We start from the raw sequence: 26,959 nt of genomic DNA on the forward strand, positions 1-26,959 counted from the left end.
TGGTACGGCGTCGGCCCACCGGTACCGCGCGGGCGCCGGTTACGCTCTCGCCCGTGAAGCCGATCGTCGCCGATGTCCATCTGATCACGGGCATCCCGCCCTACTCGATTAACTGCTATCTCGTCGGGGACGTCCTTGTGGACGCGATGGCGAAGATGGACCGCCGACGGATCCTCAAGGAGCTGTCGGGCAAGCCGCTGCGCGCCCACGCGCTGACGCACGCCCACCCGGACCATCAGGGCGCCTCCCGCGCCGTGTGCACCACGTTCGGCGTGCCGTTCTGGGCGCCCGAGCTCGACGTGCCGCCGGCCGAGGACGCGTCGATCATCGCCGAGCGCCAGCCGAAGCACCCGATCAACTCGCTGTTCGGCAAGATCCTCGCCGGCCCCGGGCATCCGGTCGACCGGGCGCTGAAGGAGGGCGACGAGCTCGCCGCCGGCTTCGTCGTCCTCGACACCCCCGGCCACAGCGCCGGGCACGTGTCGTTCTGGCGCGAGGTCGACCGCACCCTCATCCTGGGGGACGTCCTCAACAACCAGCACCCGCTCCTGGGCTTCCCGCGCGGGCTGCGGCAGCCGCTGGCGATCTTCACCCCCGACCCCGAGCGCAACCGCGAGTCGATCCGGCGCCTGGGCGAGCTCGAGCCGCTGACCGTGATGTTCGGCCACGGCCCGGTCCTCCGCGACCCGGAGGCGTTCGGCGCTTTCTGCCGCTCGGTCTGACCCCTGAACGGACCGTCGCCGCCGGGCCCGTTCACCGCGACCCGGAGGCCTTCAGCGCCTTCTGCCGGTCGGTCTAGCGGGCGGTGCGCAGGTACTCGACGACCGTCTCGCCGACGGCGTCGAGCGCCTTGGTCGAGATGAGCTTCATGCCGTCCTGCAGCGAGTGGCCCGGGTAGGACCAGTCGATGAAGTCGACCGCCGGCACCCCGGCGCGCAGGAACGGCGTGTGGTCGTCCTGGATCAGGATGTCGCTGCGGTCCGGGAACACCGAACCGACGCCGACCTTCGTGGCGGCCGCACGCACGCGCTTCCAGAGGGCCTTGTCGGAGCTCGCCTCGCGCGGCAGGGTCAGGTTGCGGCCGCCGACGTAGTCGAGCAGCAGCATCGTCCGGGTCGCGCCCGGATGCGCGGCGACGTAGGCCCGCGACCCGCGCAGGCCGGTGTTGTAGAAGTCGGCCTGCTCCTCCGGGAGGCCGGAGTCCGGCTCCTCGCCGTCGAACAGGACGAACTTCAGCTCGGGCGCGCCCGGGGCCCGCCTGACGCGCTTCATGGCCTCGGCTATGCCCACGACGACCGCGCTGCCCGCCGCCCCGTTGTTGGCACCCACGAAGCCGACCGGCTTGACCAGCGTGTCGTAGTGCGCCCCGATCACGATCGCCGGCCTGCGCCCGGGGATCGTCCCGATGATGTTGCGCAGCGGCTTGGCCGCCGTCGAGTCGGGGAGCGGCTCGAAGACGGCCAACGGCAGCAGCGACCTCAGGACCGGCGCTAGGCGCACCAGCGCCGGCGACCCGGCGGGCCGCTGCCCGTAGCCGACCTGGCGCGCCGTCAGCCGGTACGCGCGCGGGCCGTCGAAGCGGTTGACCTTCGCGACCGGGACCCGGTCCCGGCTGGTGGTGGCGGCCTGGGCGTCGAACCGGCGCGCGGCGTCGGGGCCGCCCGGGAAGCCGTTGACGATGAAGTACCCGAGCCCGCCGATGACGACCAGCATCGTCGCCAGGACGACGCCCACCGCCGCGAAGCCCAGGCCGCGCGTCCGCTGGGGCTCGGCGTCGGCTGTGTCGTCGGGCTGCACGGGGTCAGGGTACGGGGTGGCGGGCCGGGCCGGCGCCGTTTAGACCGGCCAGGTCTCCTGCGTCCACGCCATCTCCCAGAACGCGAGCTCGTGCCGGGAGCAGGTGCGGAACGCGAACGCCATCCGCTCTCGCGCGGCGGGCGCCGCGTCGCGGCCGAGGTCGTCGACGAGGCCGCGGCACCAGGTCGCGAGCTCCTGGAACCCGGGGTCGGCGTAGGTGTCGATCCAGGCGGCGTAACGGGGACTGTCCGGGCGCGGGCCGTCCGCCAGCCGCGCGCCGATCTCGGCGTAGCCCCACATGCATGGCAGCAGCGCGGCGGCGAGCTCGGCGACGTCCCCCAGGCTCGCGGTGCGCAGCAGGAAGTCGGTGTACGCCTGGGTGGTGGGCGCCGGGACGGTCCGCTCGAGCGCGGCGGCGTCGAGCCCGACCTCGGCGCAGAGCGCGCGGTGCAGCGCCATCTCCTCGGTGAGGATCGCCTGCGTGAGGGCGGCGAACCGCTCCATCGTCGCCAGGTCGGGGGCGCGCGCCGTCCCCAGCGCGAGCAGCCGGGCGTAGGCGACCAGGAACACGTAGTCCTGGGCCAGGAAGTGCGCGAAGACCGGGTCCGGGAGCGTCCCGTCGGCGATGCCGCGGACGAACGGATGCGCGTGCTGCGCCTCCCAGATCGGCGCGCTGCCCGACCGCAGGTCATCGCTGAACCGTCCAATCACCACCTGACCTCGCGCAGGAAGCCCAGCAGCAGCGCGTTGACGATGTCCGGCTCCTGCTGCTGGACCCAGTGGCCCGCCCCGTCGACGATCTCGACGCGCAGGTCGGTGACCAGGCCGTCCATCGCCGCCGCCGGCATGAACCCGGCGACAGGGTCGCGCGACCCCTGGATGAAGAGCGCCGGCACGGTGACCTTGGCCCCGTCCCAGTCGACCATCACGCGCTGGTTGCGGTCCAGGTTGCGGTACCAGTTCAGGCCGCCGGTGAACCCGGTGCGCGTGTACGCCTCGACGAAGACCGCGAGCTCGTCCTCGGTCAGGAACGGCGGGCAGGGCGGGTCATCGCCCTCGACCTCGCCCCACGACCGCGACCACTGCTCGGTCGTCGTCAGCGTGCGGCGCACGTCGCGCTCGAGCATCGCCTCCGCCACCCCGGGCTCCTGGAAGTGCACGATGTAGAAGTCCTCGCCGAGGTGCTCGCGCATGATCGGGACCGGCGCCGCGTCACCCCGCGGCAGCATCGGGACCGACAGGCCCGCGACGGCGTGTACCCGGAACGGATGCATCGCGGCGGCCCACCAGGCCGGCGGCGCACCCCAGTCGTGGCCGACCATGACCGCGCGCTCGATGTAGAGCGCGTCCAGGACGCCGATCGCGTCGCGGACGAGGTGCAGCAGGTCGTACGTGTCCGGGTTCGCCGGCGCCGCCGTCCCGCCCACGCCGCGCAGGTCGGGGGCGATGACCCGGTACCCCGCGTCCCCCAGCGCCTGGAGCTGGTGGCGCCAGGCGAACCACAGCTCGGGGAAGCCGTGCAGGAGCAGCACCGGCGGTCCGTCGTCGGGGCCGGCCAGCGCGACGTGCACGTCGATGCCGCCCGCGTGGAGCTGCTCGTGCCGGACGCCCGGCAGGTCCGGCCAGTGCGGGGCCGTCATCGGCTACCTCGCGGCGCCGCGGATCGAGACGTCCGCGCGGCTCGGCGCCGTCTCGCGGTTGCCGGCCTTGTCCAGGCCGCGGGTGTAGAAGCTGTACCGCGACCCGCGCCGGATCGAGACCTTGAACGTGCTCTTGGTCGTCGAGCCGATCTTCACGGCCTTGCGGCCGTTCGTCGAGCGGTACACGTAGAGCGACTTGAACCCGGACGCCACGACCTTGGCCGGATGCTCGTCGACACGGTTGAACCGCAGCGTCACCGACGATCCGCGGACGACCTTCGGGGTGCTGCTCCGGACGGAGGTGCGGGGCGGCGTCGCGTCGATGGTCCGGGCGAGCGCCGCAGCGTTACCGCCGTTGACGATCCCCCAGCCGAGGTCCGGGGTCCACTCCGTCCCGGCCGGCCGCGTCGCCGTCTGCTTCATGATCTGGATGACCTGCCGCGCGCTGAGGCCCGGGTTCAGGTCGCGGATGAGGGCGGCGACCGCGGCCACCATCGGCGCGGCCATCGAGGTGCCCTGGATGTAGGCGTAGCGGTTGTCGCCGCCGAACGTGGCCCGGCAGCCGCAGCCGGTCGACGTGAACGTCGGACGCTCGAGGTCGGCGGTGTTCGTCGGGAACGCGGCGAGGATGCCGCGCGGCCCGGCGTCGGTCGAGAACGACCCGTACGCGGCGATCGACACCTGGCTGCCGAGGCCCGCGAACGGGGACCGCGCGCCGCCGTAGTCGGCCGAGGTCACCGACAGGCCCTTGCCCTGCGTGATGTCCGACCCGCTCCCTGTCGGCTGCAGGACGTTCGACGGGTCGCCCTGCTCCTCGGTCGGCTCGTCGGCGGCGGCCGCGACGAGGATCACGCCGCGGTTCACCGCGTAGTCGATCGCGTTGACGATCGGGGTCGCCGCCGCCTGGGAGCCGTCGGTCCCGAAGCTCATGTTGATCGAGTCCGCGCCGGCGTCGACCGCCTGCTTGATGGACATCGCGATGCTCGAGTCCGACAGGTCGCTCTTGATGACGATCACCTTGCACCCGAGCCCGGCTCCGGTGATCCCGGCTCCGTTGCCCGCGTTCGCGCAGGCGATCGAGGCGACGTGCGTCCCGTGGCCGATCTCGTCGTTGCCCGCGCCGCCCGCACCGGCGGTCGCGTCGTTGTCGATGCCCTGCGCGATCTTGCCGGCGAGCTCCGGGTGCGTCGAGTCCGCGCCCGTGTCGATCACGGCCACGCGGGCGCCGCTGCCGCGGGTCACGTCCCACAGCGCCGGGAGGTTCTCGCCGGCGACCCACCACTGGACGGGAACGCCGGGCGGGGTGCGCGGAGCCGTCTCCAGCGTGGTCAGGGCGGGGTCGTCGGGGACGAAGCGCAGACGGGCGCGGCGCTCGACCTCGACGGACTCCACCTGCGGGAGCGCACGCAGCGCGGTGGCGGCGGCCTGCATCCCGAGGCCCGCGACGGGGCGGACGGTGACCAGGCGCAGGGCGTCGGCCACCGGCCCGGCGACCTCCACGCCGGTGCCGGCGATCGTCGCGCCGGCGGCACGCAGGGTGCGCGCGCCGTCCGGCGCCTTCAGCGTGACGAGCAGCCGGCCCGTCGTGCTCGAGGTGGCGTTGCCCGCGCCGGCGGCCGCGCCGGCCGTGGGTGCGAGGGTGAGGGCTGTCGCGGCGGCCGTGACCAGGGCCAGCGCAGCACGGTGGGGACGCACCGGGATCGCAGGCGTCAGTAGCCGAGCGCGAACTTCGCGTCTTCGCTCATCCGGTCCGGGGTCCACGGCGGCATGAACGTCATCTCGACGGTCACCGCGTCGACGCCGTCGAGCTCCTCGACGAACTCCTCGATCTGCTCGGTCACCTGGGGGCCGATCGGGCACCCGGGCGAGGTGAGGGAGAAGGTGACGTGAACATCACCGCCGGTGATGTCGATCCCGTAGATCAGGCCGAGCTCGACGAAGTCGAGTCCCAGCTCGGGGTCGATCACGTTGCTCAGCGCGGCTTCTACGTCGTCGACGGAGGGCATCGGGCCAGTGTAGACACCCCTCCGCACGACCTGCTGCGGCAGCGCGTCGCAAGATTGATTGCAGAGCAATCGGTCCGCGGATAGTCTCGGCCCCATCGTCTCCTTCAGCGAACAGAACGGCTTGCTGATCTGCTCCGGGGACGAAGACCGCACCACGCAGGCGCGCCGGCGCCGCGCGCTGTCCCAGTCGCTGGCCGCGGTCACCGACGTCCGGGTCGACCTCAGCGACCTGTACTTCGCCGACACCTCCCTGATGCTCGACCTGATGATGGTCGCCCGCCGCCTGCGCAAGGCCGGCCGGCGCCTGCGCCTGCAGGGCGCGCAGCCGCAGATCCGCAGGCTCATCGAGCTCGTCGGACTCGACCGGCTCGCCGGAGTGGTGGTCGAGCCGCTTCCGGCCTGAGGGACGTTCCGGGCGCCGTCGTGCGCCACGGGGTCTAGGCTGGACCGGGCGATGCCGCTCTTCCTGCTGCTGTTGCTCGTGATCGTCCCGATCGTCGAGCTCTACGTGATCATCCAGGTCGGCCAGGCGGTCGGCGTGTGGTGGACGCTGCTGCTGCTGGTGGCCGACTCGGTCCTCGGCACGGTGCTGATGCGGTCCCAGGGCCGCCGCGCCTGGCTGCGGTTCGGCGAAGCGATGGCCGCAGGCCGCCCGCCGGCGAAGGAGACGCTCGACGGCGTGCTCGTCATCTTCGGCGGCGCGTTCCTGCTGACACCCGGCTTCATCAGCGACATCTTCGGCTTCGCCCTGCTGCTGCCTCCGTCCCGGGCCGTCATCCGGCGCCTGCTCCTGCGGCAGTTCACCGCCCGGCTGGCGGCGTCCGTCCGCGCCGGGCAGTTCGCGACCGGACAGCGCGGCGGGTTCCCCGGGTTCGCGGGCGGCGGCTTCACCCCACCGGGCCCGGGCAACCGGTCGCCCTTCGGCGAGGACGTGGACGTCGAGGGCACCGCTCGCGACATCGACCCGCCGTCGCTCGGTCCCCGCGGGGGCTGACCGTCCCACAGCCCGGCGGGGTGCGGACCTCCCGGCGCGCGGTCCGCGAGAATAGGCGCATGCCGATCACGAGCGCCCACGAGCGCCCGCAGCCCCCGACGTCCGCCGACGCATTCTCGGACGCCGTGACCCTCGCCTTCGGCGATCCCGCCGCCGAGGTCTACGCCGTGGCCCGGGTCGGGCTGTCCGTCGGCGCCGACGGGTCACCCCATGGCAGCGGGCTCGCGATCGTCTTCGACGGCCGTGAGCCGGTGGCCGTGCGTGCGGCCGGCGGCCTGCCGGTGCCCGAGGCCGAGTTCGAGGCGATCGACGCGGCCGGCGTCCGCGTCACGACGGTCACGCCGCTGCAGGAGTGGACGCTGACGGTCGAGGGCGAGGACGGCACGGTCGGCCTGGACCTGACCTTCACCGCGATCAGCGAGCCCGGCGAGGTCGCGCCGGGGAGCCCCGTCGCCAAGGTCGGCGGTATGGAGGGCTACGAGCAGCTCTGCCGCGTGACCGGCACCGCGCGGGTCCGTGGCGGGACGCGCAAGGTCGACTGCCTCGGGCAGCGCGGGCACTCCTGGGGCGCCCCGGACTGGGACAAGATCGTCCTGGCCCGCACGGTCTGCGCCTGGGCCGACGAGGAGCTGTCGGTCGCGATGACGACGGTCCGCGGCCACAAGGCCAAGAGCCACGCCGACGAGGCGGTGCAGACCGCGGTCTTCGCGCTGCCGCGTGACGCGGAGCTCGCGGTCGCGATCGACCCGGACGAGGCGCGGCTGTCGACGGTCTACGACGCCGAGGGCCGCCAGCGCCGGGCCGGCCTGGAGATCTACGAGGACTCCGACGGCTACCCCCACCGCGGCGCCGGCGAGGTCCTGTGCGGCACGTCGCTGGACCTCGGCCGCCTGCGCCTGGACTGCTCGTTCTTCCGCTGGCGGGTCGACGGTCACGAGGGCGTCGGCCGCTACGACATCCTGCGGCGCGTGGAGGCCGGCGCATGACGTCCGCTGCGCAGGACGGCCCGATCACCACCGTCATCAGCGACTACGGCGGAGTGCTCACCACCCCGCTGATGGGTGCGTTCCAGAAGCTGAACGAGCGCTACGACCTGCCGGACCCGGCGCTGAACCTCGCCCTCATGAACGCCGGCGAGAAGGCCGGCACGAACCTGCTGTTCGACCTGGAGTGCGGCCGGATCGCCGAGGACCGCTTCCTCGAGATCCTCGGCGCGCAGCTGTCGGCGGACCTGGACCGGACGGTCGACCTGTCGCGGTTCTCCGAGCACTACTTCGCCGGCCTCGAGGTCAACACCGCGATGGTGGCGGCGCTCGCCGACGCCCGCGCGGCCGGCTACCGCATGGGCCTGCTGACCAACAACGTCGTCGAGTGGGGCCCGCGCTGGCGGCCGACGATCCCCGTCGAGGAGCTGTTCGACGACGTCGTCGACTCGGCCTATGTCGGCACCCGCAAGCCCGACCCGGCCATCTACGTCCTGGCCTACGAGCGCCTCGGGGTCACGCCGCAGGAATGCGTCTTCGTCGACGACTTCGCGCACAACTGCGAGGCGGCGTCCGAGCTCGGCATGACGACGGTGTGGCTGCAGGACCCGGACGCCGCGGTGGCCGAGCTGCGCGAGCTCCTGGCGGAGCGCGGCGCACCGGGTCAGGCGTCGGGCGCGCTGCGCGCGGACGCCTCGGTGTCGATCCCGCATTAGCTGACCCCGCGTTCCGCACCCGCGGGGGTGGTCAAGGTCCGGACGAGCGCCCAATTACGCCCAGGCCTTCGCTGACCCCGCGTTCCCCAACCGCCGCGGTGGTCAACGTCCGGACGACGCAACTCGCAGACGGTCAGGCCCGCGTGAAGACGACGTTGCGGGTCGCAGGGTCCGCCGCGTCGAGGCGGACGCGGATCGCCTGCCCGACCGGGAGCTGCGCGTCCGGCAGCTTCGCTCGTACCGCCGGCTCCCGGAGCTGCACGAGGTCGTCGTCGATCGCCACCGCGTCGAACGTCTCCCCCGTCCGGTCCGCCAGCACGGTCGCCTCGACGAGGTCGACGACGGCCCGCTCGGCGCGGTTCGCCCGCTGGGTCCCGGCGGACATGACGGCGGCGAGCCCGGGCAGCTCGTCGCGGACGTGCTGCGGCGGCGGGGTGCCCGCGGCGATCGCCGCGCAGAGCTCGAGGACGAAGCGGTCGGCCAGGCGGCGCAGCGGGGCGGTCGTGTGGGCGTACGGCGCGGCGATCGCGAAGTGAGTGGCGTCCTCGGCCGCCGGCGCCGCACCGTCGAAGGCCGTGTAGCCGGCGCCGCGTCCGCTCCCGGCCGCCTGGTGCAGGAGCGCCGCATGGGCAGGCACCGCGGGATCGAGCGTCCGGATCCACTCGGGGTAGCTCTGGGCGTCCGGCCACGGCGCGCCGAGCGCCTGCGCCGCCGCACGGAGCCGGCCCATCGCCTTCTCCGCCGGTGCGGGCTGGGTGCGCAGCAGGCCGATCCCCGCGTCCAGCATCAGGCGGGCCGCAGCGATCCCGGTCAGCAGCGAGATCTGCGCGTTCCAGTCCTCCGTCGCCCGCGGGACGCGGTAGCTGACGACCCAACCGTCCGGCCCGCGGTCGACCTCCTGCTCCGGGACCCGGAGCGAGACCCCGCCGCGAGCGCGCTCGATCGCCTGGCGACGCTCGCCGACCTCCTGCAACAGCACGCCGACCTCGCCGGGGACGGAGCCGTAGTCCAGCCGCGCGGACGAGCGGACGATCGCGCGGCGCAGCTTCGTCCGCGTCAGCTCGCCGGCCGCGTCGAGGTCCAGCTGCCAGACGAACGCCGGCCGGTCGACCCCGGGAAGCAGGCTCGCCGCGCCCTCGGACAGCGCCGGCGGATGCAGCGGCACGCGCTGCTCGGGCAGGTAGGCGGTCACCGCCCGCGCATGGGCCTCCCGGTCGATCGCGCCGCCCGGGTCCACGAACGCGCCCACGTCGGCGATCGCGTAGCTGACGCGATAGCCCGCGCCGCCGTCGATCCGAGCCAGGTGCATCGCCTGGTCCAGGTCCTTCGACCCGGGCGGGTCGATGGTGACGAACGGCAGGTCGCAGCGCTCGCGGGACGGGTCCGCGCGGGGTCCGGACGCGGCCACCGCGTCGGCTTCGGCCAGGACGTCGGGTGGGAAGGCGTCCGGCAGCTGCAGCTCGGCCCGGATCGCCGCGATCCCGTCGGCGACCGCGTCGACCGGCGTGACATGGACGGGGCGCGGCGGCATCCGCGCAGCCTACGGGCGGGCGCTGTGCCGCTGCACCCGGCGTTCGTGCGCGCCGCTCAGCAGCCGTCGGGGCCGCAGGCGTCGCCGCCCGAGACGACCGGGATCGCCGGCTCGGGGTTGGCCGCCGCCCAGCCGCGCCGCAGCAGCTCGAGCATCGCCTCGGGCGGGTGGGCACCGGACGCGCCCATCGCGCGGTCGACCACGAAGAACGGGACGCCCTGGCAGCCGAAGCCGTACGCCGTCTCCTGGTCGGCGCGGACCGCAGCGGCGTAGCGGTCGCTCCCCAGGGTCGCGGCCACCTCGTCCTCCGGGAGTCCGATCTCGGCACCGAGGCGGGTGAGCGTCGCGTGGTCGGCGATCAGCTCGCCCTCGGTGAGGTACGCGCGCAGCAGGCGCTCCTTCGCGACGTCCTGCAGCCCGTGGTCGGCGGCGAGGTGGATCAGGCGGTGCCCGTCGAAGGTGTTGCCACTGCGCGCGAGGTCGAAGCGGAAGTCCAGGCCGTCGCCGGCGGCCATCGTGGTCATCTCGTCGAGCTTGGCCTGGGCCTGCTCGAGCGACATGCCGTACTTCGAGGCGAGGTGCTGCGCGTTCCCGCCCGTACGCTCGGGGGGCGCGCTGCCGTCGAGCTCGAAGCTGCGCCACGTGACCTTCACGTCGTCGGCGTGTTCGAACTGCTCCAGCGCCGCTTCGAAGCGGCGCTTGCCGACGTAGCACCACGGGCACGCGATGTCCGACCAGATCTCGACGTCCATGTGCCCAGCGTAGCGCTGGGCGCGTGCGGCTAATTGTCGCTGCCGAGCCGGTCCCAGAGGTAGAGCTCGATGCACTCCTCCGCCAGCTCGGTGGCACGCTCGCGCGAGAGCCGCGGGAGCACCGTGTCCAGCGCGCGGTCCTCCGCGATGCCGGCGTCGAACGCCTCCTCGCCGCGGAAGCCGGCGGCGATCTTCAGCGCCTCGCGGCGGTTCTCCCCCAGGGTCGGGAAGACGTTCGCGAGGAACTCGCGGTTGGCGATCGGCTGCCCGACCTCCAGCGACGCGTGCCACGCCGCGAGCATCGACAGGTCGTGCTCGTCGAGGTCCGCGATCGCCTTCGCGTAGTGCGCGTTCAGCTCGTGCTCGGGGATCTCGTCGACCCAGGCTCTGACGAGCTCACCGAGCAGCTGACGCCGGGCCTCGCGGCCCACGGAGTCGGCGATGACGCGGATCGCGTCGGCGGGTTCGATGAAGCAGAGGGGCACGGACCGGGAAGCTACGCCCTGCGTCGGACGGCATCCGGTGCGTCGTGTAGCGCGATTCCCGCTGTTTGCGGAACCGGCAGCCACCCGGGCTTTCCCCGACTTTGCGGGGTCAGAGAACCGGCAGGTACCGGTCGAGCTCCCACTGGGTGACCTGCACCCGGTAGTCCTCCCACTCCTGGCGCTTGATCTCGACGTAGCGGTTGAACATGTGCTCGCCCAGCGTCCGCAGCACGAGCTCGGACTCGGCGGTCAGCTCGATCGCCTCCCCGAGGGTCTCGGGCAGCTGCTCGATGCCGAGGCGCTTGCGGTCGTCCGGCGCCAGGTGGTAGAGGTTCTTCTCCATCGGCTCGGGCAGTTCGTAGCCCTTCTCGATGCCCTCGAGGCCCGCGTGCAGCAGGGCCGCGAACGTCAGGTACGGGTTGCACGCCGGGTCGGGACAGCGCAGCTCCATCCGCGTCGTCATCTCCTTGCCGGGGTGGTACAGCGGCACCCGCACGAGCGCCGAGCGGTTGCGGCGCGACCAGGCGACGTAGACCGGGGCCTCGTAGCCCGGGACCAGCCGCTTGTACGAGTTGACCCACTGGGCGAAGATCGACGACATCTCGCGGGCGTGCTTGAGCTGGCCGGCGATGAACGCCTTGCCGACGTCCGACAGGAAGTACGTGTCGTCGGCGTCGAAGAACGCGTTGCGGCCGTCCTTGAAGAGCGACAGGTGCGTGTGCATCCCCGAGCCGTTCTCGCCGAACAGGGGCTTCGGCATGAACGTCGCGTGCCACCCGTACTTCATGGCGTACTCCTTGACGGTGATGCGGTACGTCATGCAGTCGTCGGCCATCTTCAGCGCATCGGCGTAGCGCATGTCGACCTCGTGCTGGGACGGGCCGACCTCGTGGTGGGAGTACTCGACGTGGATGCCCTGCTGCTCGAGCGCGAGGACCGTCTCCCGCCGCACGTCGCTGCCGGCGTCGAGCGTCGTCAGGTCGAAGTAGCCGCCCTGGTCGAGGGTCTCGGTGCCCTTGTTGTCCTTGAAGAGGAAGTACTCGAGCTCCGGCCCGACGTTGAAGGTGTCGAAGCCCATCGCGTGCATCCGGTCGATCGCCCGGCGCAGGACGTGGCGCGGATCGCCCTCGTACGGCGTGCCCTCCGGCGTCTGGATGTCGCAGAACATGCGGGCGACGCCCTGCTCCTCCGGGCGCCACGGGATGACCCGGAAGGTGGACGGGTCGGGCATGGCGATCATGTCCGACTCCTCGATCGCGTTGAAGCCCGTGATCGAGGACCCGTCGAAGCCCATCCCGCCCTCGAACGCGTCGTCGAGCTCCTCGGCGTTGATCGAGAAGGACTTCAGCTGGCCGAGGATGTCGGTGAACCAGAGGCGGATGAAGCGGATCCCGCCCTCCTGGACAAGGACCTTGACGTCCGCGGCGGTCGTGGGCGATTCGCTCATATGGCGCCAGACCCTATTGGGCGGGGATGGCGAGGGCGAGCGCCCTGCGGCCAAGCTCGCACGTGCCCGCTTTGTACACGGGGTCGAGGCACGTCGGCGATGAGCGCCGCCTCAGGCACGCCCCGTTTGCAGCGGACCTTCAGTTCGTGCGCGGGGCGGCGCTTCCGGCTTCCTCGTCCAGCCAGTGCTGCGCCCAGGACCTGAGTGCGGCGAGCGCGGGCTCCAGGCCGGCGCCCATCGCGGTGAGGCCGTAGGTCACCCGCACGGGCGGTCCCGGGGCGACGTGCCGTTCGACCACGCCGCGCTCCTCCAGCTCGCGCAGGCGCTCGGAGAGCATGCGGTCGGAGAGCTCGGGGACGCCCTTCGAGATCTCGCCGAACCGCATCGGGTGCGGGTGGACGCCCAGCAACGTGGCCACGATGGCGCCGGTCCAGCGGCGGCCGATCAGCTCCACCGCCTCGTGATAGAGCGGGCAGCAACCGGACGCCACGTCGGGTGCGGTGCGGGTCTCACGACTCATCCCGCCCCAGGGTAGAGGGTCACGCGGCGTGCCTGGACCACCGCGCCAGTACGGTTGCGCACCGTGTTGCGGCCGCGCGTCACCCTCCTCATCCCGCTGCTCGTGCTCGTCTGGGTCGCCGGGTGGCCCGGGCCGGGCGACGAGGCGTCCGGCGCCGGCCCCACGCCGGCCGGCCGCCTGCAGGCGGTCGCGCGACCAGGCGGCACCGCGCACCTGCCGGCGAACACACCTGCCCCGGCCGGCATCCGGGCCCCGGCGCCCATCGCTGTCGCCGGACGCGCCGGCCGCTGGATCGTCGACACGACGGGCCGGGTCGTCGTGCTGCGGGGCATGAACATGGTCGCCAAGCGGCCGCCGTACCTGCCGTCCCGGCTCGGCTTCGGGGCGGACGACGCCGCGTGGCTGCGGGAGCAGGGCTTCACCGCGGTGCGCCTCGGGATCATCGCCAGCGGCGTCGCTCCGACGCAGCGCGGGAGCTTCGACGAGGCGTACCTGGACGACATCGCCGCCACCGTGCGGCAGCTGCACGCGGCCGGGATCGCGACCCTCGTCGACCTGCACCAGGACTACTACACCGAGTCGACCGGGGGTGAGGGCTTTCCCGGCTGGATGACCCACAAGCGGCCCGGCCTGGCGTCGCTCGGCGTCGGGCGCGCCGACGCCACGCCGTTCGACGGGCTGTGGGCCAACACCGACGGGGTCCAGGACGACATCGCCGCGATCTGGGAGCGCGTCGCGACCCGTCTGCGGGACGTGCCCGGGATCCTGGGCTACGACCTCTTCAACGAGCCGTACCCCGGGTCGCGGGTGGACGAATGCGCCCGCCTCGAGGGCTGCCCGGCTTTCGACTCCGGCGTCCTGCGCCCGTTCTTCCGCCGCCTGACCGCGGGGGTGCGGGCCGCCGACCCCCGCCGGCTCGTGTTCGTCGAGCCGGGCGTGAACTTCAACCAGGGCGCCGCCACCTGGATCGGGGACACCGGCGACCCGCAGACGGGGTTCAGCTTCCACGTCTACTGCAGCCCGGTGGTCGGCTCGACGCCGTGCGCGACCCGCCAGCCGCGCGCGTTCGCGAACGCGGAGAAGCAGGTGGTCGCCGGGCGCCAGACGTCGCTGCTGACCGAGTTCGGCGCGACCGACGACCTCGGTCGCCTGCGGTCCGTGCTCGAGGACGCCGACCGCGCGATGGTCGGCTGGCTGCACTGGGCGTACTTCAACGAGGACCCGTTCGCCGCCCGTCCGCACGAAGGGCTGGTCCGGACGCTCGCCGAGGCGCCGGGACCCAGGACGGTCAAGGCCGAGAAGCTGGCCGTGCTGGCCCGTCCCGGCCCGGTGCTGATCGCCGGGACACCGCGCGGCTGGTCGTGGAACGACTCCGCGGAACGGCTCGAGGTGACGTGGTCGACCGCTGCGGTGGTGGGGGCGCGGGCGCTGGTCCGGCGTGTGCGGCCAGCCGCGAGCGGTGGCGGCGGGCGTACGGTCGGGGCGGCGCGGCCGGACTCGCGGGCACGCGGCTCGCGAGCGACCGCTATGGCACTGCCGAAGTGGATGGCCGACGCGGGCGAGGGTGGCGTGAGCGTGATCGAGCTGCCCCCGGCGACCGTGCGTGCGGGGTGGCGAGTCCGTGTCACCGGTGGCCGCGTCGTGTCTGCGGCGGGCGATCGTCGTGTGCGCGTGCTGGCCGACCGCGGCACGACGGACGTCACCGTCGTGGTCGACCGCGGCTGATCGTCGGCCCTGGAGCGGGACGGTCCGGCGAGCGAGCCGCGACCCGGAGGTCCGCGGGTTCGCGGATGCGCGGGTGGCGCTAGGAGAGGCCGGCGCTGGAGCTGGTCGCAGCGATCAGGACCAGGAAGATCCCGAGCATCACGGCCCACATCGCGATGCGGTCCGGCCGGTGGGCGGCGCGGTCGGCAACCGATCGCGGCCGACGACTCTCGACCTCGCGCAGGGCACGCCGCTCAGCGAGCTCCGCCTGGATACCGGGGTTCCCGGTGATCCGGACGGTCTTGCGATCGGGGCCGCCGGCGCCGCGTGCGGCGGGCCGGTAGTCGGCGCGGTCGTCCTCGAGGGCGTGGCGCCGGCGGGGGGCCGGCTCGGACCACAGCTCATCGTCGTCGTCCCAGAGGACGGCCTGCGACGGGTCCTTGGGGGCGGGCCCGGACGACCACAGCTCGTCGCCCTCGTCCCACCGGTCGGCCTTCGGGGCCGCCGCGCGGCGGGGGCGGTCGGGCTCCACCCAGAGCTGATCCTGGTCGCCGAGCCATGAGTCCTCGGCCTCGACGTCACGGTCGTCGTAGAAGTCCGCGGCGTGGTCGTCGGCGACGACCGGCCGTCCCGTGAGCACGATCTCCCGCGACTGCGACGGCCGCGAGGGGAGACCGAACGCCCCGTCGAGGTCCATGGCGTCGGAGAACGAGGCAGCGTCCGCACGGCGAAGGACAGGATCCTCCGACCGCTCGGGGAGCGCGCGTCCGGTGATGCGTCCGCGGCGAACGGCGGCCGGCGGGGCAGCGGAGGCCGGGTCGTGATCGCCACCGCGGTGCTCGCGGTGCGCGGCGGTCTGATCGCCGGCGTCCCAGCGCGGGTCGACCTCGATCAGCGGAGAGCGGGTCGGGCGCTCGCGGAGCGCGGTTTGCGGCGTCGACGTCGGAGCGGGAGCGCCAGGGCGCAGGTGCTCGACATCGGCCCACCAGGATCTGTCGTCAGCGATCTCGGTCATATGCGGTTGCGACGGGTGCGTCGTCCCCAACTACTCCACCGCGGGGCTCGCGGCACACTACCCGGACGGGCGGCGGAACGCGTCATCATCGTAACAGCGCGTGAAATCCCTGCAAAGGGCAGGTTCTGCAAGGGTTCTTGCGACCGGCGGTGAGGGTGCCGACGCCGCCGCCGGCGTGCCGCGCCTACTGACTGATTTCCGGCAGAACCTTGGACGCGGGGCGTGGCGCGCCGGCGGTCCTCAGTCGCGCCCGGCGGTCGCGGCGACGTAGCTCGCGACGTGCTTCGCATCCTCGCCGTCGATGAGCCCGGCGGGCATCTGCCCCATGCCGCGTGCACGGCCCTCTTCGATCGCGTTCAGCGTCAACGCCGCCACCGGACGGAGCTGATCGAGGTCCGGCCCGACCTTGCCGACCGCGTTCGCGGACTTGAGCGTGTGGCACGTCGAGCAGTTCTTGGCGAAGACCTTACGGCCGTCCTGCTGGGCCTCGCTGAGCTTGACGCCGCCGGGTGCCTGCTTGGACTGGTTGTCCGTGTTGGCGGCGATCACCGCGACCGGGATGCCGGCGCCGAAGGCGATGGTCGCAAGCACGGTCGCGGTGATCGCGACGCGGTTGTTGCTGCGGCTCTGACCGTGGAGGTTCCTGCGTGCCCCCCGCGGGCCACCGCCGAAAGCGAGGGCGACGACGGTCACTCCGACGACCAGGAACGCGATGACGAATGCTGCTGTGGCGATCACGCGGCCAGCCTACCGTGAGCGACGGCGGCGTGTGCGGCGAAATCACCGTCTCCGGCCGGCCCCGAAGTTCATGATCGGCGGTGCGACCGCGCGGAAGTCGCCACCCCCGCCGGCCGCGGCCGCGGCCTGCTGTCCTTCCGCCTGCTGCTCGCGCTCGAGCTCCTGGAGGTCGAGCGGGGAGAAGTCCTTGACGACGGCCAGTGGGCGGTCCGGTGCCTCGAGCGCCCAGAGTCGGCGCACGAGGACGTTGACCTGGCCGCCGGCGGCCGGATGACGCTCCAGCCGCCCTTCGGCGACGATCAGCGGCTCGGTCCGGACGAGTAGCCGGTACCGCTCGTAGATGTCCGGCGGGACGATGAGGTTGATCGTCCCGCCCTCGTCCTCGAGCAGCATGAAGACGATGCCCTTGGCCGTCCCGGGTCGCTGGCGGGCGACGACCAGGCCACCGGCCCGGATCGTCGACCCGTGGCGAGCGGTCCGCAGCCTGGTGCTGGCCAGAGCACGCTGCCCGTCGAGCTCGGCACGCAGCAGCTCGACAGGGTGCGTCGCGGTCGTCACACCGGTGCTCGCATAGTCGGCGATCATCGCGTCCCAGTCACCCAGAGCCGGGAGGCCAGGGGCGCTGGGCGGGGCGAGCGGCAGCGCCAGCTGCGTGCCGAGGTCCTCCGTCGGGCCGCCGCGCGAGCGACGCTGCAGCCGGATGCCGGGGGCTGCCGCACCCAACCGCCAGAGGGCGGCGCGCCGCCGGTGCCCGGGTATCGCGACCTCGTCGGCGACCAGGGCGTCGCAGGTCCCCGACCACGCCAGCCGCTCGAGCGCAGGCCGGCCCGCGCCCGCGCGGGAGATCAGGTCCTGAACGCTCGTGAACGGGCCGCCCGCCGACCGCGCCGAGGCGATCGTCCTGACCTCGTCCTCGCGGACGCCGAGCACGTAGCCCAAGCCGATGCGGACCGCGCTCGCGAAGTCCGAGCCGGCCGGGGCCGGCTCCAGCGTGCAGCCGACCTCGCTCGCGTTGACGTCCGCGGGCAGGATCGTGATGCCCCGCCGCTGCGCCTCGTGGACCAGGGCGTCCGGTGGGTAAAAGCCCATCGGCTGCTCGTCCAGCAGCGCGCAGAGCAGCTCCGGACCGTGGTGGACCCGCAGCCACGTCGACTGGTAGGCCAGCAGCCCGAAGGCGGCTCCGTGCGCCTTCGGGAATCCGAAGCCGGAGAAGCCGACGATCATGGCGTACACGCGCTCGGCGACGGCCGGCGTGACGCCGTGGACCTGTTGCGCGCCTTGCAGGAAGCGGTCCTTGTAGGCGTGCATCGCGGCCTGCGAGCGCTTGCGGCTCATCGCGCGCCGCAGTCCCTCCGCCTCCCCTGCCGAGAAGCCCGCGAAGTCCATCGCGACCTCGATCACCTGGTCCTGGAAGATGATCGTCCCGAGCGTGTCCTTCAGGACACGCTCGAGCGCCGGGTGCTCGTAGGGGATCTTGTAGTTCGGGTCGGCCCGGATCCGCTGACGGCGGTCGATGTAGGGGTTCACCGCCCCGCCCTGGATCGGGCCGGGCCTGACGATCGCCACCTGGATCGTCAGGTCGTCGAGGTTCTCCGGATGGGTCCGGAGCAGCGAGGCCATCTGCGCCCGGCTCTCGATCTGGAAGACGCCTGTCGTCTCTGCCCGCTGGATCGCCGTGTAGGTCGGCTTGTCGTCGTAGGGAATCCGCGAGAGGTCCACGCGCTCACCGCTGGTGGCGGCGATGAGCTCGACGCACCGCTCGACCGCCGACAGCATCCCCAGCCCGAGCAGGTCGATCTTCAGGAAGCCTGCGTCCGCGCACGAGTCCTTGTCCCACATGACCATCTGCCGCCCCTCCATCGCCGCCGGGACGACGGGGCAGCAGTCCACCAGCGGACGGGTCGCGACGATCATCCCGCCCGAGTGCTGGCTGAGGTGGCGGGGCAGTCCCTGTGCCTCCTTGGCCAGCCGGACGAGCCAGTCCCAGCGGCCGGCCTGGCCATCGGCGACCTCCAGCCGGCCCTCCCCGAGCGCGGCGACGACGTCCTCCCCCACCTTCGACGCGCCCCAGCCCTCCGACGCGCGTGCCACCCGCTCGATCTCCCCCGGAGGGAGGCCCAGCGCCTTGCCGATCTCCCGCACCGCGCCACGCGAGCGGTAGGTCGGGAACGCCGCCACGAGGGCCGAGCGGTCGCGCCCGTAGACCTCGTGGATGCGCGGGATCAGCGTCGCGCGGACATCCCGCGGGAAGTCGAGGTCGATGTCCGGCAGGGAGGTGATCTCGGCGTTCAGGAAGCGGCCGAGGAACAGCTCGTTCGCGACCGGGTCGACGTGCGACAGGCCCGTGAGGTAGCAGACGATGGAGGAGACGCTCGAGCCACGACCGCGGCCGGGCGGCAGCAGCGAGCGGACGGTGTCGGCGCCGCGGACCTCGGCAGCGACCTCCCGCGCGAGCTCGAGCAGCTCGTGATGGAGGATGAAGAAGCCCGACAGCCCGAGCTGCTCGATCAGCTTGAGCTCCTGCTCGAGGCGGGCAGCGGCACGCTCGCGCAGGCTCTGGGCCGCCGCGGCCGAACCGGCCGGCCGTGAGCCCGCGTCCGCCCGCATGCCCGTCGGCCCGGGGTAGCGCGAGTCGAAGAGGCCGTGGCAGATCGCCGCCAGCTTGCTGTCCGCGTCCGCGTCCTCGGATCCCGGATAGCGGTAGCCGAGGTCGTGTCCGAGGTCGAAGGTCAGCGACTCCGCCAGGCGCGCGGCCTCGGCCACGGCGTCGGGATGGTCGGCGAAGCGCGACGCCATCGCCGCGGGAGTGGCGAGCACGTGGGCGTGGTTCCCGCGCCGGAGGGGCTCGGAGGCATCGAGCGTCGTGTGCTCCCGGACGGCCACGAACGCGTCCTGCAGCGGCGCGCGCGTCCGGGCGTGGGCGTGCACGTTGCCGGTGGCCACGGCGCGGAGCTCCAGCCGGCGGGCGAGGGCGACGAGCTCGCGGTTGCGCGCGCGGTCATGGCGGGCGAACGGTCGCTGAAGCTCAATGCGCAGGCCGTCCGGGCCGCCGCCGAAGGCGTCGCGCAGGCGACGGAGCGTCGCGTCGTCCCGCACCCCCCGCCGTGCGCAGCCGCTCAGGCAGACGAGGCCCTCCGCGTGTTCGGCGACGTCGGCGATCGTCACCGACGGCGCCAGCTGGTCCCGCCGGCGGGACGGCGTCTCGCGTGTGTGCGCGTGCGCCCGCGTGAGCAGGCGGCAGAGGCTCCGCCAGCCCGCGGCGCTGCGGACCAGCAGGGTGAGGTGCCGCAGCGCAGCTGGATCGGCCGCCTCCGGCCGGACGCCGTCCGGCCGGATGCTGACCTCTGCCCCGTGGATCGCGTGGAGCCCGTGCGCGCCTGCTGCCTGCGCGAACTCCATCGACCCCGAGAGCGTGTCGTGATCGGTCAGCGCCATCGCCTGGTGTCCCTGCTCGAGTGCCCCCAGCACGAGCTCGTCCGGCAGCGACGCCCCGTCGAGGAACGAGAAGGCCGAGTGGCAGTGGAGCTCGACGTACGACGACACGAACACATGTTCGCAGACAGGAGGGACGGCATCACGCCCGGAGGCAGTCCTCGCGCTGCTCCCAGGCGCCGCCGGCGGGGCGGGTCCAGGCGTCGAGCAGGTCCGACTTCGTGCGCTTGTAGTCCGCGCTGATCCCGCCCTGAGGCAAGTCCAGACCGCCGCCGTAGATCTTCTCGTCGGTGGCGTAGGTCGTCATGTCGAGGCGGGTGTTGCCGCCGATCATGCGGCCGATGTCCCAGGCCGCGCCAGGGAGGTCCTTGATTCCGGAGGGCTTGGACGCCTTGAGCAGGCGCGAAACCGCGGCGCGGCTCTCCGGGGTGGTGAGGTCGAACGTCGCGGTGACCGTGGCGGACCGGCCCGCAACCCCGGTGGTGACCTTCGGGACCGGCAGGCTGCCGTCCCCCTTCAGCCCCTTGCCGATCAGCCCGCCCTTGAGGTTCCCTGTGGCGCTGAGGGCCAGCGTCGACGGCTTGCCGTCCACGCCTATCGTCAGCGCGAGGCGCACCTCGCCGTCCATCCCGAGGTTTCCGAGCCCGCCGAGGACCGCCGCGCTGAGCTTCGGGGAGCTCGCCACATAGACCGTTCCGCCTCCCGCCGTGTTCTTGCTGCCGCCGACAGTCAAGGCTGCGCCGAGGTCGAGCTCCGCTCTGATGCCCGGATCGAGCTTCAGGCCGACATCGGCCTTCAGCGACCCGAGGTGGGCGGTGGGCTCGGGCAGATCGATCCCGCTCCCGACTCCGAGCTTCTTCTGGAGCGCACCGGAGACCATTCCCCCGAGAGGTCCCGCGAGCGCGGACACCCCCTTTCCGACCATCACCTCCTCGAGCTTGTCCTGCAGCTTGTCGGCCGCCGCTTTGTCCGGGACACGCCACATCCTTCCGCCGCCGAGCTCGGCGATGGCTGCGGCCTGCGCCATTCCGGAGACCCCGAGGTCGCGGCCACCAAACCTGATGCCCCCTGCGGGCGTCGCCCTGAACTCGACACCGCCGCTGAACTTGTCCAGCAGCGTGAGCTCGACGGTGCCGTCGGAGCGCTCGGAGCGCAGCAGGTTGAGCCCACGACCGACCTTGAAGATGACCGCCCGCCCCGTGACGCTGACGTCCGTCGCCCTGGTCCGCACCGTGCACACCGCTCGCTCGAGCTGGGCACACGAGTCGCCGGTCACCTTGCACAGCGCGCGCTGGAAGGTCTCCCCGACGCCGTTCACGATCGACGGACCCACCGTGAAGGTGCCGATGACCCCGAGGATCACCGCGACGACCGCGACGACCCCGAGGTAGTCGAGGGCCGCCTGCCCCCGGTCGCCACGGCGGGCACGTGAGGGGCGGCGATCGGGGGTCGGAAGCGGCATCGTCCGAGCTTGCATCCGGCCGCTGCCGCAGCGCTACCGCACACCTGCCGCGGTTCTGCTCCCTTTTCGTCCGGTGGCCGCGGGCGATTCCGCGGAACCGCCCGGCGCTCGGGGCACGCCCCGACTGCGCCGCCCTATCGCTGCCGGTACCAGCTGCCCTCCACCAGGTCGCGGAAGACCACGAGGTCCCGCCCGCCGACGGTGACGACCTCCCAATAGCGCCGCCGCAGCGGGTTCGCCGTCCACCAGCGGTCCTCGACGAGCCACGACTCGCGGATCGCGTCCACGGGATCGCCGGCGACCGTCAGCGGCCGTCCGCCCGGACCGACCGTGACCGGCACGAGGACCGGCAGCCCCAGCCGCCGCGGGCCACCCGGTGCTCGCGACGGTGCCGCGCCGGCACTCCCGCGGACCACCCGCATCGCCGTCCCGCGGCCCGCGCCCGGACCGCGGCCGGGTCGTGCGCCCCGCTCACCGCCCGCTCCGCCGGTGCCGCCGCCGGAGCCTGGTCCGCCGTGCCGGTCGCCCCCTCCGCCCGAGGTCATTCGAACGGGGCCAGGACGGCGCGCCGCTCGGGCACGCGGGAGTCGGGCTCGACGCACAGGATCCGCAGCGCGGCGTCCGGGCCGGCGGCCAGCCGCGCCTGCCGGACGGCCTCGCGCAGCCGGGCGCGCCGGACCGCGGTCGCGTCCTCGAACAGCGGGGCGCCCGGGGCGTGCGGCGGGCCGAAGCGGTCGACCGACAGCCGCAGCATGCTTGCCGGCGCCGGCAGCAGCGCCAGCCGCAGTGCGAGCACCATCCGCATCCGGCCCGGATCGGCCAGCGGCTCGCGGAAGACCAGCCGCTCCTGCCAGGTCCCGCCCTCGACGAGCTTCGCGGAGAGCACGACCGCCCGTAGCGTCCGCCCGCGACGCGCGCGGTTCGCGAGCAACTGGTCGATCAGCAGCTCCAAGGCGCGCTGTGCCTGCACACCGCTGGCCGCCTCCGGCAGCTCGAGGCTCTCCTGCACCGACTCGCCCGGGGTCCGCGGCCGCAGCGGCGTGTCCTGACCGAGGGCCAGGCCGTGCGCACGCAGGCCGACCGTCCCGAAGCGGTCCGCCATCGCCGCACGGCCGAGCGTCGCCACCGCGCCCAGCGTCCCGATGCCCAGCCGTTCGAGGGGCGCGACGAGCGGCGCGGTGTCCTCGTAGCGGCGCAGCAACGTCACCGGCTCGGCGGACAGCGCCAGCGCGCCCGCCACCAGCTCCGGGCGGCGCGAGCGCGCCCGCGCCGCACCGGCGACCGCGCAGAACCGGGACGGTCCCGCGCCCACGCGCGCGGGGAGCGCGAGGGCACGCCGCACCACCGCGACGACCGCGTCGAGCCAGGGCGGCGGCTCAGCGCGGCCGATCCGCGGCAGCACCGGGGCGTCGTCCCCCACCACGCGACCGCCGTAGAGCCGTCGCAGGCCTGCGGCCTCGAAGCAGGCGCTGCCCGGCCACGGCGACTCCACGGCAGCGCCGACCGCCTCCAGCCGGCGGATCGCCGCCTCCCACTCGTCCGCGACGCCGACCGGATCCGGCGGGATCAGCGCGAGCGACGGACACCGCGACAGCGCTTCGCCCAGGCGCATGCCCGGGTACACGCCGACCGCCTCCGCGGCGGACGACACCTCCCCCACGAGCTGCTCGCGACCCGGCTCGGGGGCCAACGCCGCGGGCCCGAGCGCGAGCAGCGCGTCCCGGCCGCCGGCGGCGACGGCGAGCTCGAAACGGGGAAGCTGGACACAGACGACCATGGATGACACGAACACATGTTCGCATTCCGGGCGGACGGTCAGACGGCTTCCGGAAAAGCCCTGCTCCTCCCCATTTCGGGACGTCTGGACCGGGCCGTACGTCCCTCGGGGACTACTGGCCGAACATCGCCCCGAGTCGCGTCGCCAGGCCGAAGTCCCCGCGCAGATCCATCCGGCCGCTCAGCAGCAGCGCGCCCGGGTCCAGCTCGCCGACCGCCAGCCGCAGGAAATCCGCAAGGCCCATCTGGATCGTCAGCGCGGGGTCCGGCGCCGGCCCTGGGGTCGCGGTCGCCGCCGTCGGCGTGACGCGCACGCTCCAGGTCTGCACGACACCGGCCTGGTCGCGCAGCTCGTAGGCGATCGTGCCGACGAAGCCCTGCGCCGCTGCCGGCACGAACCGCTTGGCCATCGCGCCGAAGATCAGCTTGAGACCACGGGCCGAGCCCAGGGTCCGCTCGAGCCAGCGGTCGTCTGCACGGGCGACCGCACGGCGAGCGGCGGCGGTGCCGCGGGCGCTCGCGCGCTCCTTCAGGTCAGCGGGCATCGTGGCGCGGAGGATGGCACGCGCCGTCTCGGGCCGTCCGCTGCCGTTCGCCGACCGGACCGGGTCGGCCGGCGTTGCGCCACTCTGGGCGGCTGCCGCCGGGCCGGTCGGCGCGGGCGCCTCGGCAAGGGCACTGATCGCCTCGTTTGTCAGCGTCGGCCGGGGCGGCCGCCGGGCCAGTGCGCTCCGTGTCGCAGTCTGCAGCGCCGCGTCGTCGTCCTCCTCCCCCGCCCGCGGAACGATTCGCGGCAGGACCGAATCCGCGAACAGGCGCAGCGACTCGGCGTTGTGATCGGGCCGGCCGGCAACCGGCGGCGGGAGGACGAGCAGGAGGTCGTCGACCCCGGCGGCGGCGTAGCGCGCAACGAGGTCGGCGACCTGGTCCGGCGTGCCGATCGCTCCGCGCAGCGACGCCCGGCCGTCGCGGAACACGCGCACGCCGAGCGGGCTGCCGTCCGCCACGACAACCCCGCCTGCGAGTCCTACGTCCTCCCGCTGCGCCTGGAACGCGGCCCAGAGGTCGGTGGCCCCGGGACGGTGCTCGCCGAAACGCTCGTAGTGCGACACGGCATAGGCGTGGAAGTGCGCGCCGTCCAGGCCGTGGACGATGGCCGTCGCCTCGTCGGCGTCGACGAACATCGGGAGGCAGACCGCGACACGTGGCCGGATCGAGGCGGCGACCGGGGTGCAGCGCTCGGACGCGAGGACGGCGCGGTACTCGGCCACCCACTCGGCGGCCTCGTCGGGGTCGACGACGGCGCGGCACAACGCCCCAAGGCCGAGTCGTGCGGCGGTGCTGATCTCGGCTGCCTTGTCGCAGCGCAGCCACAGCGGCGGATGCGGGCGCTGGTGTGGGCGCGGGAGGATCATCCGCGCGGCGGGGCCGGCGCCGCCCCCGCCGGACCCGGCGAACGGCTCCTCTTCGAGCATCCGGGCGAGGACCCCCGTGTAGTGCTCGAGACGGGCGCGCGCCGTCTGCCGCGCGAGCCCGAGCCCGGCGACCTCGACCCCCGTGCGCGCGACGCCGGTCGCGACATCGAGGCGGCCGCCGCAGAGCTGGTCGAGGGTGGCGACCTCGCTCGCGAGCACCGCCGGGTGACGGACGGACGGGTCCACGCTGAGGAGCCCGAGCCCCAGGCGGATGGTGCTGGTGCGGGCTGCGGCGGCGCCGAGGAATGCGGTCGCCCCGCCGCCATGGCCGAGCTCCTCGAGGAAGTGATGCTCCTGGACCCAGGCGCCGGACAGTCCGAGCGCCTCGGCGAGCACGATCCGATCGAGCTCGCGGGTGAGCAGCGACCGCTCGCCCGCGGCGCTCCAGGGACGCGGCAGTTGCAGGTCGCTCAGCAGCCCGATGTGCACGGATTGCAGGCTATCCGCGGCTCGCGGCCGTGTTGTGGCCCGCGTGTTGCCGGCGATCTTGCCCCGGACATAGCGAAGCCCCGCCGGAGCGGGGCTTCGCCTTAGCAGGTCGGTAAGCCGGATTCTGTCGTTGGGCAGCCATCCATCTGATGCGACCTACCTGGACCTCGGCGGGCAGCCTACAAGCGGTCCTGCTTGGTCTAGCACCGGGTGGGGTTTACCCGGCCGCCGCGTCACCGCGACGCCGGTGCGCTCTTACCGCACCATTTCACCCTTGCCTGTGCGCTCCGAAGAGGGCCATCGGCGGTGTGTTTCTGTGGCACTTTCCCGCGGGTTTCCCCGGGTCGGTCTCCCAACCACCCTTGCCCTGTGGTGTCCGGACTTTCCTCGAAGACGCTGCGCGCCTCCGCGACTGCCTGACCTGCGCCCCGCACCGTACTGCCTCTGTGACGTGCCACACATTCCGCGCGTCCGCGCCCGGCGCGCGGATACGCTCGCCCGAATGTCCTGGGTCGAGGTCTTCGCGGTCCTGATGGTCTGTCACCTCGTGGGCGACTTCCTGCTGCAGACGGAGTGGCAGGCCACCCGCAAGCAGGGCGGACTGGGCCGCGATCCCGAACGCCGCAGGGCGCTCTTCGCACACGTCGCGACCTACGCCATCCCGTTCCTTCCGGCCTTCTACTGGATCTCCGACGAGCAGGACGCCGCCCACGCCGGCTATGCCGCTGCGGGTGCCCTGGTCACCCATCTCATCCAGGACGACGGGCGCGCGCTCGTGGCCTACGTCCGCGTCGTGAAGAAGACCACCACGCCGTTCGGGTCGCCGCTGTGGATGGCGATCGACCAGTCCTTCCACGTCTGCTTCCTGTTCGGAACCGCGCTGGCTGCGGCCTGCCTCTGAGGTCTGTCTCAGCCCAGGACGCTGCCGCAGTCGCCGCAGCGACCGCCGACGGCTCCCTGCCCGGCGCCGTAGCGCGGCCGCATCGCGGCCGACTGGCAGACCGGGCAGGTGACCGTGCGGTGTGCGGAGAGGTCCTCCCAGACGCCGACGATGAGCTCGTCGAACGTCTGCCCCTCCACGGGACGGTCGAACAGCGCGTCGAACGAGGTCGACGACGTCTGGCGGCGACGGCGCGGGCGGCCCGGCGCCGAAGTGGTTCCAGGGCCGGCGGTCCGCGCCCCGGTGGCGGTGAACGTGCTCATGAGACGCTCCGGAAGAGCCCGACGACGCGACCCATGACCTTCACGTCGCGCGAGCGGATCGGCTCCATCTCGGAGTTCTCGGGCTGCAGCCGCACGTGGTCGCTCTCGCGGAAGAAGCGCTTCACGGTCGCCTCCTCACCCACGAGCGCCACGACGATGTCGCCGTCCTGTGCGGTGTCCTGCTTCTGCACCACCACGAAGTCGCCCTCGAGCATGCCGATGTCCCGCATCGACTCCCCGCGCACGCGCAGGATGTACTCGCCGGTGTCGCCACCGGCGGCCGGGGGAACCTGGACGTACTCCTCGATGTTCTCTTCGGCGAGGATCGGCGCACCCGCGGCCACCTGACCGAGCACCGGGAGACCCTGCGGCGCGACGAGCTGCCGGACGTTGTCGACGACCGCATCGACCTCCTTGCCGAGCCGGTCGAACAGCTCGATCGCCCGCGGCTTCGAGGGGTCGCGCCGCAGCAGTCCGAGCTTCTCGAGGTTCGCGAGATGCGCGTGCACCGTGGACGAGGACGCGAGGCCGACCGCCTTGCCGATGTCGCGCACGGTGGGCGGGTACCCGTTGTCGGCTGAGTACCGCTTGATGAAGTCGAAGATCTCCTGCTGCCGCTTCGTCAGGTCCACGAGTGACGCTCCTTGCTGGTACGGACACCGAACATGTGTTCGCAACAGTAGCGGGCAGCGCCGACGGAAACAACCGCGCTACACTCACGCCCCCATCGCGCCGGTGGCGGAATTGGTAGACGCGCAAGGTTGAGGGCCTTGTGGGCTTTATGGCCCGTGGAGGTTCGAGTCCTCTTCGGCGCATGGAACAGAACCCCCGTCTTCACGGGGGTTTTGTCGTTC

Annotated in this window: 26 protein-coding genes, 1 tRNA gene and 1 other RNA gene; 8 read left to right on the forward strand and 20 right to left on the reverse strand. The window is 73.0% G+C overall.

Translation table 11 applies throughout. The annotated features are described in order from the left end of the window. Positions 1-53: 53 nt before the first annotated feature. On the forward strand, positions 54-722 hold the full coding sequence (locus tag DSM112329_RS17675; protein ID WP_354697873.1) for an MBL fold metallo-hydrolase: 669 nt from the start codon (positions 54-56) through the stop codon (positions 720-722). 73 nt (positions 723-795) lie between these two features. On the opposite strand, the gene DSM112329_RS17680 is transcribed toward DSM112329_RS17675, so the two are convergent. Genes DSM112329_RS17680 through DSM112329_RS17700 form a run of 5 tightly spaced genes read right to left on the reverse strand, consistent with a single transcriptional unit; the run spans position 796 to position 5,443 of the window. Beyond that, complete coding sequence (locus tag DSM112329_RS17680) at positions 796-1,797, reverse strand: M28 family peptidase (protein ID WP_354697874.1); 1,002 nt, start codon at positions 1,795-1,797, stop codon at positions 796-798. Positions 1,798-1,836: 39 nt separating this feature from the next. Beyond that, on the reverse strand, positions 1,837-2,508 hold the full coding sequence (tenA, locus tag DSM112329_RS17685; RefSeq protein ID WP_354697875.1) for a thiaminase II: 672 nt from the start codon (positions 2,506-2,508) through the stop codon (positions 1,837-1,839). Next, positions 2,505-3,437: an alpha/beta hydrolase gene (locus tag DSM112329_RS17690; protein ID WP_354697876.1), complete on the reverse strand. Its 933-nt coding sequence runs from the start codon at positions 3,435-3,437 to the stop codon at positions 2,505-2,507. Before DSM112329_RS17690 ends, tenA begins: the two co-directional genes overlap by 4 nt. A gap of 3 nt (positions 3,438-3,440) precedes the next feature. Continuing rightward, positions 3,441-5,132 carry a S8 family serine peptidase gene (locus DSM112329_RS17695; protein WP_354697877.1) on the reverse strand — a complete coding sequence of 564 codons (1,692 nt, stop codon included), beginning with the start codon at positions 5,130-5,132 and terminating at the stop codon, positions 3,441-3,443. A gap of 14 nt (positions 5,133-5,146) precedes the next feature. Then, the gene (locus DSM112329_RS17700; RefSeq protein ID WP_354697878.1) at positions 5,147-5,443 is read right to left on the reverse strand and encodes a metal-sulfur cluster assembly factor; all 297 of its coding nucleotides are present in this window, start codon (positions 5,441-5,443) and stop codon (positions 5,147-5,149) included. A gap of 121 nt (positions 5,444-5,564) precedes the next feature. On the opposite strand from DSM112329_RS17700, the gene DSM112329_RS17705 reads away from it, so the two are divergent. Genes DSM112329_RS17705 through DSM112329_RS17720 form a run of 4 tightly spaced genes read left to right on the forward strand, consistent with a single transcriptional unit; the run spans position 5,565 to position 8,136 of the window. Beyond that, entirely contained in the window at positions 5,565-5,846 is a 282-nt protein-coding gene (locus DSM112329_RS17705; protein WP_354697879.1) for an STAS domain-containing protein, read from the forward strand. A gap of 51 nt (positions 5,847-5,897) precedes the next feature. After that, a complete protein-coding gene (locus DSM112329_RS17710) occupies positions 5,898-6,437 on the forward strand; it encodes an FxsA family protein (protein WP_354697880.1) in 540 nt (179 codons plus the stop codon). A gap of 59 nt (positions 6,438-6,496) precedes the next feature. Beyond that, positions 6,497-7,423: a hypothetical protein gene (locus DSM112329_RS17715; protein WP_354697881.1), complete on the forward strand. Its 927-nt coding sequence runs from the start codon at positions 6,497-6,499 to the stop codon at positions 7,421-7,423. Next, complete coding sequence (locus tag DSM112329_RS17720; protein ID WP_354697882.1) at positions 7,420-8,136, forward strand: HAD family phosphatase; 717 nt, start codon at positions 7,420-7,422, stop codon at positions 8,134-8,136. The genes DSM112329_RS17715 and DSM112329_RS17720 overlap by 4 nt, the downstream gene beginning before the upstream one ends. 133 nt (positions 8,137-8,269) lie before the next feature. Here DSM112329_RS17720 and DSM112329_RS17725 read toward each other — a convergent pair whose 3' ends face one another. The 5 genes from DSM112329_RS17725 to DSM112329_RS17745 form a co-directional block, all read right to left on the reverse strand. Then, a complete protein-coding gene (locus DSM112329_RS17725) occupies positions 8,270-9,667 on the reverse strand; it encodes an RNB domain-containing ribonuclease (protein WP_354697883.1) in 1,398 nt (465 codons plus the stop codon). A gap of 56 nt (positions 9,668-9,723) precedes the next feature. Continuing rightward, complete coding sequence (locus tag DSM112329_RS17730; RefSeq protein ID WP_354697884.1) at positions 9,724-10,419, reverse strand: DsbA family oxidoreductase; 696 nt, start codon at positions 10,417-10,419, stop codon at positions 9,724-9,726. Positions 10,420-10,448: 29 nt separating this feature from the next. After that, on the reverse strand, positions 10,449-10,904 hold the full coding sequence (locus DSM112329_RS17735) for a hypothetical protein (RefSeq protein ID WP_354697885.1): 456 nt from the start codon (positions 10,902-10,904) through the stop codon (positions 10,449-10,451). Positions 10,905-11,013: 109 nt separating this feature from the next. Next, on the reverse strand, positions 11,014-12,351 hold the full coding sequence (locus tag DSM112329_RS17740; protein WP_354697886.1) for a glutamine synthetase family protein: 1,338 nt from the start codon (positions 12,349-12,351) through the stop codon (positions 11,014-11,016). Positions 12,352-12,490: 139 nt separating this feature from the next. After that, complete coding sequence (locus tag DSM112329_RS17745; RefSeq protein ID WP_354697887.1) at positions 12,491-12,871, reverse strand: helix-turn-helix domain-containing protein; 381 nt, start codon at positions 12,869-12,871, stop codon at positions 12,491-12,493. A gap of 63 nt (positions 12,872-12,934) precedes the next feature. On the opposite strand from DSM112329_RS17745, the gene DSM112329_RS17750 reads away from it, so the two are divergent. After that, a complete protein-coding gene (locus DSM112329_RS17750) occupies positions 12,935-14,596 on the forward strand; it encodes a cellulase family glycosylhydrolase (RefSeq protein WP_354697888.1) in 1,662 nt (553 codons plus the stop codon). Positions 14,597-14,675: 79 nt separating this feature from the next. On the opposite strand, the gene DSM112329_RS17755 is transcribed toward DSM112329_RS17750, so the two are convergent. The 8 genes from DSM112329_RS17755 to rnpB form a co-directional block, all read right to left on the reverse strand. Continuing rightward, a complete protein-coding gene (locus DSM112329_RS17755; protein ID WP_354697889.1) occupies positions 14,676-15,590 on the reverse strand; it encodes a hypothetical protein in 915 nt (304 codons plus the stop codon). 240 nt (positions 15,591-15,830) lie between these two features. Continuing rightward, a complete protein-coding gene (locus DSM112329_RS17760; RefSeq protein ID WP_354697890.1) occupies positions 15,831-16,328 on the reverse strand; it encodes a cytochrome c in 498 nt (165 codons plus the stop codon). A gap of 42 nt (positions 16,329-16,370) precedes the next feature. Beyond that, positions 16,371-19,871, reverse strand: coding sequence for a DNA polymerase III subunit alpha (gene dnaE, locus DSM112329_RS17765; protein WP_354697891.1), 3,501 nt, complete (start codon positions 19,869-19,871; stop codon positions 16,371-16,373). Positions 19,872-19,902: 31 nt separating this feature from the next. Further along, entirely contained in the window at positions 19,903-21,222 is a 1,320-nt protein-coding gene (locus DSM112329_RS17770; RefSeq protein WP_354697892.1) for a hypothetical protein, read from the reverse strand. Positions 21,223-21,356: 134 nt separating this feature from the next. Beyond that, a complete protein-coding gene (locus DSM112329_RS17775; protein WP_354697893.1) occupies positions 21,357-21,563 on the reverse strand; it encodes a hypothetical protein in 207 nt (68 codons plus the stop codon). Positions 21,564-21,763: 200 nt separating this feature from the next. Beyond that, entirely contained in the window at positions 21,764-22,999 is a 1,236-nt protein-coding gene (locus tag DSM112329_RS17780; protein WP_354702494.1) for a hypothetical protein, read from the reverse strand. A 112-nt stretch (positions 23,000-23,111) separates the two neighbouring features. Next, entirely contained in the window at positions 23,112-24,902 is a 1,791-nt protein-coding gene (locus DSM112329_RS17785; RefSeq protein WP_354697894.1) for an LLM class flavin-dependent oxidoreductase, read from the reverse strand. A gap of 100 nt (positions 24,903-25,002) precedes the next feature. Then, an RNA gene (gene rnpB, locus DSM112329_RS17790) (RNase P RNA component class A) lies at positions 25,003-25,327 on the reverse strand. Positions 25,328-25,404: 77 nt separating this feature from the next. On the opposite strand from rnpB, the gene DSM112329_RS17795 reads away from it, so the two are divergent. Then, the gene (locus DSM112329_RS17795) at positions 25,405-25,803 is read left to right on the forward strand and encodes a DUF3307 domain-containing protein (protein WP_354697895.1); all 399 of its coding nucleotides are present in this window, start codon (positions 25,405-25,407) and stop codon (positions 25,801-25,803) included. 8 nt (positions 25,804-25,811) lie between these two features. Here the strand turns inward: DSM112329_RS17795 and DSM112329_RS17800 are convergent, their stop codons facing one another. Together DSM112329_RS17800 and lexA are read right to left on the reverse strand one after the other, a co-directional pair. Next, positions 25,812-26,105 (reverse strand): hypothetical protein, encoded by a 294-nt coding sequence (locus DSM112329_RS17800; RefSeq protein ID WP_354697896.1) that lies wholly within the window; start codon positions 26,103-26,105, stop codon positions 25,812-25,814. Further along, positions 26,102-26,737 (reverse strand): transcriptional repressor LexA, encoded by a 636-nt coding sequence (lexA, locus tag DSM112329_RS17805; protein WP_354697897.1) that lies wholly within the window; start codon positions 26,735-26,737, stop codon positions 26,102-26,104. Before lexA ends, DSM112329_RS17800 begins: the two co-directional genes overlap by 4 nt. Positions 26,738-26,834: 97 nt before the next feature. Here lexA and DSM112329_RS17810 point away from each other — a divergent pair. Beyond that, positions 26,835-26,920, forward strand: a tRNA-Leu gene (locus DSM112329_RS17810). Positions 26,921-26,959: the final 39 nt, after the last annotated feature.

Origin of the sequence: Paraconexibacter sp. AEG42_29 (assembly GCF_040581415.1) — a bacterium.
In the GTDB taxonomy this organism is placed as follows: Bacteria; Actinomycetota; Thermoleophilia; order Solirubrobacterales; family Solirubrobacteraceae; genus Paraconexibacter.